The sequence below is a fragment of the Streptomyces sp. NH27 genome (genome assembly GCF_056859195.1).
Genome location: NZ_JACEGK010000446.1, coordinates 1 through 6,710 on the forward strand (window position 1 = coordinate 1; position 6,710 = coordinate 6,710).

Genomic DNA, 6,710 nt, shown 5'->3' on the forward strand with positions numbered 1-6,710 from the left:
GGGTTCCGGTCGGTGCGGTGGGCCGGGGTCAGGAGACGACGGTCACCGGGCCGATGCCCAGTTCCCGTACCGGCTCGGTGATCGCGGCCGCGTCGCCGACCAGGACCACCACGAGGCGGTCGAGCGGGAAGGCGTTGACCACCGCGGCCGTCGCCTCCACCGTGCCGGTCTCGGTGAGCCGGGCATACAGCGCGGCCTGGAAGTCGTCGGGCAGTTCCTGCTCGACCTGGTCGGCGAAGGTGCCCGCCACCGCGGCGGCGGTCTCGTAGCGCAGCGGCGCCACCCCGACGAGGTTCTGCACCGCGACATCGCGCTCGGCGTCGGTCAGCCCGCCCTCGCCCAGCTCGCGGATCACCCGCCAGGTGTCGGCCAGCGCCGGGCCGGTCACCTCGGTGGCGACCGAGCCGCTGATGGCCAGCAGCGCAGCGCCGGTGCCGTCGGCGGAGGAGAGCAGCACCTGGCCGAAGGCCCGCACCCCGTAGGTGTAACCCTTCTCCTCGCGCAGTACCCGGTCCAACCGGGAGGTGAGGGTGCCGCCGAGGCAGTAGGTGCCCAGCACCTGCGCCGCCCACACCCGGGCCTGCCGGTCCGGGCCGGTGCGGCCGATCAGCAGCTGGGTCTGCACCGAGCCGGGCCGGTCCACGATCACCACCCGGGCGGTGTCGTCCGCGGTGATCGCCTGACGGGCCGGCGGCTCGGCCTTGGTGCCGGTCCAGCGTCCGAGCGTGCTCTCCAGCAGGGTCGGCAACTCGATGCCGGTCAGGTCGCCGACCACCACGGCGGTGGCCGTGGCCGGCCGCACGTGCGCGGCGTAGAAGGCGCGCACGGCCGCCGCGTCGATCCGCCGCACGGTCTCCTCGGTGCCCTGGCGGGGCCGCGAGTTGCGTGCCTCGGCCGGGAACAGCTCCTTCGACAGCGCCATCGCGGCCCGGCGGCCGGGGTTGGCCAGCTCGTGCGGGATCTCGTCGAGCCGGTTGGCGACCAGCCGCTTGATCTCGTCGTCCGGGAAGGCCGGGGCCCGCAGCGCCTCGGCGAGCAGGTCGAGCGCCTTGTCCAGCCGAGAGGCGGGCACTTCGAGGGAGACCCGCACGCCCGGGTGGTCCGCGTGCGCGTCGAGCGTCGCACCGCAGCGCTCCAGCTCGGCGGCGAACTCCTCGGCGGAGTGCTGGTCGGTGCCCTCCGACAGTGCCCTGGCCATGATGGTGGCCACGCCGTCGAGATCCTTCGGCTCGGCGGCCAACGGGGCCGCGACCAGCACCTCGACCGCGATGACCTGCTGGCCGGGGCGGTGACTGGTGAGCAGGGTCAGGCCGTTGGCCAGGGTGCTCCGCTCGGGCGCGGGGAAGGCCCACGGCTTGGGCTCACCGGCCTGCGGCTGCGGGTGGAACGTCATGGTGGCGGCGGTGTCGCTCATGCCTCGGCACCTTCTTCCTGCTCGTCCTGCTCGTCCTGATCGTCCTGCTCGACGGCGGCGCCCGCGGTGGGCTCGTAGACGAGGACGGCCCGGTTGTCCGGGCGCAGCCGCGCCGCAGCGACCGCCTTGACCTCCTCGGCGGTCACGTCCAGCACCCGCTCCACCGCGGTGAGGGCGAGCTGCGGATCGCCGAACAGGACGGCGTACCGGCACAGTTCGTCGGCGCGGCCGGCCACCGTGGCAAGCCGGTCCAGCCACTCGCGCTCCAGCTGGGCCTGCGCCCGCTCCATCTCCTCGGGGGTGGGGCCCTGTTCGGCGAGGCGGGCCAGCTCCTCGTCCACCGCCGCCTCGATGGCGGGCAGTTCGACGCCGCTGGACGCCTTGATGTCCAGCCAGCCGAGCGAGGGCGCCCCCGCCAGCCGCAGCAGGCCGAACCCGGCGGTGACGGCGGAACGGTCCCGCCGTACCAGCCGGTTGTGCAGCCGGGAGGACTCGCCGCCGCCCAGCACCGTCAACGCCAGGTCGGCGGCGTCACTCTCACGGGTGCCGTCATGGGGCAGCCGGTAGACGGCCATCAGGGCGCGGGAGGGTACGTCCTCCTCGATCACCTCGCGGACGTTCTCGCCGACCACGTCGGGCAGCGAGCCGTCGCGCGGCGCGGGCTTGCCGTTGTGCGCCGGGATGGTGCCGAAGTACTTCTCGATCCAGCCGAGGGTCCGCTCCGGGTCGATGTCGCCGACCACGGACAGCACCGCGTTGCCGGGCGCGTAGTACGTACGGACGAAGGCGCGGGCGTCCTCCAGGGAGGCCGCGTCGAGGTCGGCCATCGAGCCGATCGGGGTGTGGTGGTAGGGGTGGCCGGCCGGGAAGGCGAGCGCGCTCAGCCGTTCGAAGGCAGTGCCGTAGGGCACATTGTCGTACCGCTGGCGGCGCTCGTTCTTCACCACGTCCCGCTGGTTGTCCAGGCTCTCCTGGTCCAGTGCGGTCAGCAGGCTGCCCATGCGGTCGGCCTCCAGCCACAGGGCGAGTTCGAGCTGGTGGGTGGGCATCGTCTCGAAGTAGTTGGTGCGCTCGAAGCTGGTGGTTCCGTTGAGCGAACCGCCCGCGCCCTGGACGAGTTCGAAGTGCCCGTTGCCCTTGACGCTGGAGGAACCCTGGAACATCAGGTGCTCGAAGAGGTGGGCGAGACCGGTACGGCCCTCAACCTCATGGCGCGAACCGACGTCGTACCAGAGGCAGACCGCGGCGACCGGGGTGAGGTGGTCCTCGGAGAGCACCACTCGCAGTCCGTTCGCCAGGCGGTGTTCGGTGGCTGTCAGGCCGCTGGAGTGTGCCTCCGGCGTGGCCGTGTGACCCATGGGCAAGCTGTCCTTCCGGTCGCTGCTGCGTGACTGCGTAGAGTGCTGCCACTCTAGGCAAGCGTGCCCGTGCCGCGCGAAGTTCCCGCTCGGAACGCGCTCGTGCCGGGTCGCGGTCCGCGTTGTCGGTGCCGCAGTCCACAATGGACCGCGCCGCATCGCGGCGTATGCCCGCCGCCCGTGCACGACAGCGAGGCACGCGGGCAGACGCTTGACGGAGCAGGCAGACGCACGACACCGACGTACGACCGAGCAGCACGCAGACGACCGACAAACCGCAGCACCGCAGCACCGCAGCACCGCAGCACCGCACCGCAGCAGCATGCAAGGCACACGCAACACACCCCAAGGCACCACGCAAGGCAAAGGAGCGCCGCCGAGATGGCCCGCCGCACGACGAAGAGCCCGCCCCCGGACGACGACTTCGAGGAGCGCATCCTCGACATCGACGTCGTGGACGAGATGAAGGGCTCCTACCTTGAGTACGCCTACTCGGTGATCTACGCCCGCGCGCTGCCCGACGCCCGTGACGGCATGAAGCCGGTGCACCGCCGCATCGTCTACCAGATGAACGAGATGGGCCTGCGCCCCGACCGCGGCTTCGTCAAGTGCGCCCGCGTGGTCGGCGAGGTGATGGGCAAGCTGCACCCGCACGGCGACGCGTCGATCTACGACGCGATGGTCCGGATGGCGCAGCCCTTCTCGCAGCGGCTGCCGCTGGTCGACGGGCACGGCAACTTCGGCTCGCTGGACGACATGCCGGCCGCGATGCGCTACACCGAGGCGCGCATGTCGGGCCCGGCCCAGCTCATGGTCGAGTCGATCGACGAGGACACCGTCGACTTCGCGCCCAACTACGACGGCCAGGAGCAGGAACCAGACGTCCTGCCGGCCGCCTACCCGAACCTGCTGGTCAACGGCTCGTCCGGAATCGCGGTCGGCATGGCCACGAACATGGCGCCGCACAACCTGGGCGAGGTCGTCTCCGCCGCCCGGCACCTGATCCGGTACCCGAACGCGGACCTCGACGCGCTGATGCGCCACGTCCCCGGGCCGGACCTGCCCACCGGCGGCCGGATCATCGGACTGTCCGGCATCCGCGACGCGTACGAGAACGGCCGCGGCACCTTCAAGATCCGTGCCACCGTGGCGGTGGAGGACGTCACCCCGCGCCGCAAGGGCCTGGTCGTCACCGAACTGCCCTTCACCGTCGGGCCCGAGAAGGTCATCGCCAAGATCAAGGACATGGTCAACGCGAAGAAGCTGCAGGGCATCGCCGACGTCAAGGACCTCACCGACCGCGAGCACGGCCTGCGGCTGGTCATCGAGATCAAGAACGGCTTCAACCCCGAGGCCGTGCTCGAACAGCTCTACAAGCTGACGCCGATGGAGGACTCCTTCGGCATCAACAACGTGGCCCTGGTGGACGGCCAGCCGCTCACCCTCGGACTCAAGGAGCTGCTGGAGGTCTACGTCGACCACCGCTTCACGGTGGTGCGGCGACGCTGCGAGTTCCGGCGCACCAAGCGCCGCAACCGGCTGCACCTGGTGGACGGCCTGCTGGTGGCCCTCGTCGACATCGACGAGGTCATCGCCATCATCCGGTCCAGCGAGAACGCGGCGCAGGCCAAGGAACGGCTGATGGACCGGTTCGGCCTGTCCGACATCCAGACCCAGTACATCCTCGACACCCCGCTGCGCCGCCTGACCCGCTTCGACCGGATCGAGCTGGAGGCCGAACGCGACCGGCTCAACGAGGAGATCGCCGAGCTGACCCGCATCCTCGAATCGGACGCGGAACTGCGCAAGCTGGTTTCTGCCGAGTTGGCCGCGGTCGCGAAGAAGTACGGCACCGAACGGCGCACTGTACTGCTGGAGTCGGCGGGCGCGCCGGCCGCCGCGGTGCCCCTGGAGGTCGCCGACGACCCGTGCCGGGTGCTGCTCTCCTCGACCGGGCTGCTGGCCCGCACCGGGATGGGCGAGCCGCTCGGCGACGGGTCGGGCAAGCGGGCCAAGCACGACGTCATCCTGTCGGCGGTGCCGACCACCGCCCGCTCCGACATCGGCGTGGTGACCTCGACCGGGCGGCTGCTGCGGGTGACCGTCATCGACCTGCCGATGCTGCCGGACACCGCGAGCGCACCGTCGCTCGCCGGCGGCGCGCCGCTGACGGAGTTCCTGGCGCTCGACGACGGTGAGCAGGCGCTGTGCCTGACCACGCTCGACGAATCCTCGCCCGGACTGGCGCTCGGCACCGCGCAGGGCGTGGTCAAACGGGTCGTGCCGGACTACCCGTCGAACAAGGACGACCTGGAGGTCATCACCCTCAAGGAGGGCGACGCGATCGTGGGCGCGGTGGAGTTGCGCACCGGCGACGAGGACCTGGTCTTCATCACCGACGACGCCCAACTGCTGCGCTATCCGGCCGCCCAGGTCCGTCCGCAGGGGCGCCCGGCCGGCGGCATGGCGGGCATCAAGCTCGGCGACGGTGCCCAGGTGATCTCCTTCACCGCGGTGGACCCGGCCGCGGACGCGGTGGTCTTCACCGTGGCCCGCTCCGAGGGCACCCTCGACGGAGCCGGCGAGGGCACCGCGAAACTGACGCCGTTCGACCAGTACCCGCGCAAGGGACGGGCCACCGGCGGGGTGCGCTGCCAGCGCTTCCTGCGCGGTGAGACCGGGCTGTCGCTCGCCTGGGCCGGCCCCGCCCCCGCCCGCGCGGCCACTTCGACGGGCGCACCCGCCGAGCTCCCGCCGAAGGACCCGCGCCGCGACGGCTCCGGTGTCCCGCTGGCGAAGCCGGTCACAGCGATCGCGGGCCCGGCGTAACCGAAGTCCCGTGCCCGGGCCCCCTTTCGGCCCCGGGCACGGGCACAGACATGGGTACGGGCACGGGTACGGCCAGCGGTATGGCGGTACGGCGGTACGGCGGTCCGCGTGCGGGCCCGCCCCGCCGGGCGCACTAGGCTCGGCGGGGTGAGCCTTTGTACGCGTGCCTCGATCGAACTCGCCGAACCGGTGGCCGCCACTGCGGCGACCGCACGCACCTGGCTGCTGATCGAGCAGCCGGGTCCGTGGGGGGCCAAGGCCCTCGGATCGAGCCATCTCGACCCGGCGCTCGGCCGTGAACTGGAACGCCTCACCAACGGCACCGGCGTCCGGCTCGGCCTCATCCGCCGCCCAGACCGGCACGCCGACACCCACCAGCCGCACCGCCGCCACATCATCGCCGCCCACACCGCGCCCGACCGCTCATGGATTCGTACCGCGGAACTCGCCGATCCCGCCGAACTGGCCGCCCTGGACTTCCCGGCCCTCGACGCCGGCCTCCCCGGCTGCCTCCCCGCCGGCTTCGGTACCCGCTCCGACGGCCCGCCAATCGCCCTCGTCTGCACCAACGGCACCCGCGACCGCTGCTGCGCCCTGCACGGCCGCCCGCTCGCGGCCGAACTCGCCGGCGACGGCAGCCTCGACGTCTGGGAGACCACGCACCTCGGCGGCCACCGCTTCGCCCCGACCATGCTGGTCCTCCCGCACGGCTACTCCTACGGACGCCTCGACGCCGCCACCGCCAAGGACGCCCTCACCGCCGCACGCTCCGGCCGGGTCACCCTCGAAGGCTGCCGCGGCCGCTCCACCTGGTCCAGGCCCGGCCAGGCAGCCGAGTTGGCGGTCCGCGCCCTGATCGACGAGGACCGCGCGGCCGCACTGGCGGTGCGCGGCACCGATCCCGTCGAGCCGGAACCCGCGTCCGGACCCGGCCCCGACGCACGCACCGCCTGGACCGTACACGTCCACCACACCGACGGCCGCGCCTGGCGGGTCCTGGTCGCCCAACGCGCCGCCACTCCCCCGCGCCCGGAGAGCTGCGGCGCCGCGCTCGGCACCCCAGCCCGCATGGACGTCGAAACCATCGAGCAGATCGGTACCGCCGACAC

4 protein-coding genes are annotated in these 6,710 nt (G+C 72.3%); 2 read left to right on the plus strand and 2 right to left on the minus strand.

Annotated elements, in window-relative coordinates; translation table 11 throughout:
- Nucleotides 1–28: 28 nt before the first annotated feature.
- Nucleotides 29–1,414, minus strand: a complete 1,386-nt coding sequence (locus AC13HU_RS28700) for a M16 family metallopeptidase (protein WP_483044872.1) — start codon at nucleotides 1,412–1,414, stop codon at nucleotides 29–31.
- Nucleotides 1,411–2,772, minus strand: a complete 1,362-nt coding sequence (locus tag AC13HU_RS28705) for a M16 family metallopeptidase (RefSeq protein ID WP_483044873.1) — start codon at nucleotides 2,770–2,772, stop codon at nucleotides 1,411–1,413. Before AC13HU_RS28705 ends, AC13HU_RS28700 begins: the two co-directional genes overlap by 4 nt.
- 381 nt (nucleotides 2,773–3,153) lie before the next feature.
- Here AC13HU_RS28705 and AC13HU_RS28710 point away from each other — a divergent pair, with 381 nt between their 5' ends.
- Together AC13HU_RS28710 and AC13HU_RS28715 are read left to right on the plus strand one after the other, a co-directional pair.
- Entirely contained in the window at nucleotides 3,154–5,601 is a 2,448-nt protein-coding gene (locus AC13HU_RS28710) for a DNA gyrase/topoisomerase IV subunit A (RefSeq protein WP_483044874.1), read from the plus strand.
- Between the two features lie 147 nt (nucleotides 5,602–5,748).
- Nucleotides 5,749–6,710: sucrase ferredoxin (locus AC13HU_RS28715; RefSeq protein ID WP_483044875.1), on the plus strand; the 962-nt coding region annotated here is incomplete at its 3' end.

Bases quoted from the DNA above. Each gene is read 5' to 3' on its own strand.
- AC13HU_RS28700 (WP_483044872.1), bottom strand. From the start codon at position 1,414: ATGAGCGACACCGCCGCCACCATGACGTTCCACCCGCAGCCGCAGGCC.
- AC13HU_RS28705 (WP_483044873.1), bottom strand. From the start codon at position 2,772: ATGGGTCACACGGCCACGCCGGAGGCACACTCCAGCGGCCTGACAGCC.
- AC13HU_RS28710 (WP_483044874.1), top strand. From the start codon at position 3,154: ATGGCCCGCCGCACGACGAAGAGCCCGCCCCCGGACGACGACTTCGAG.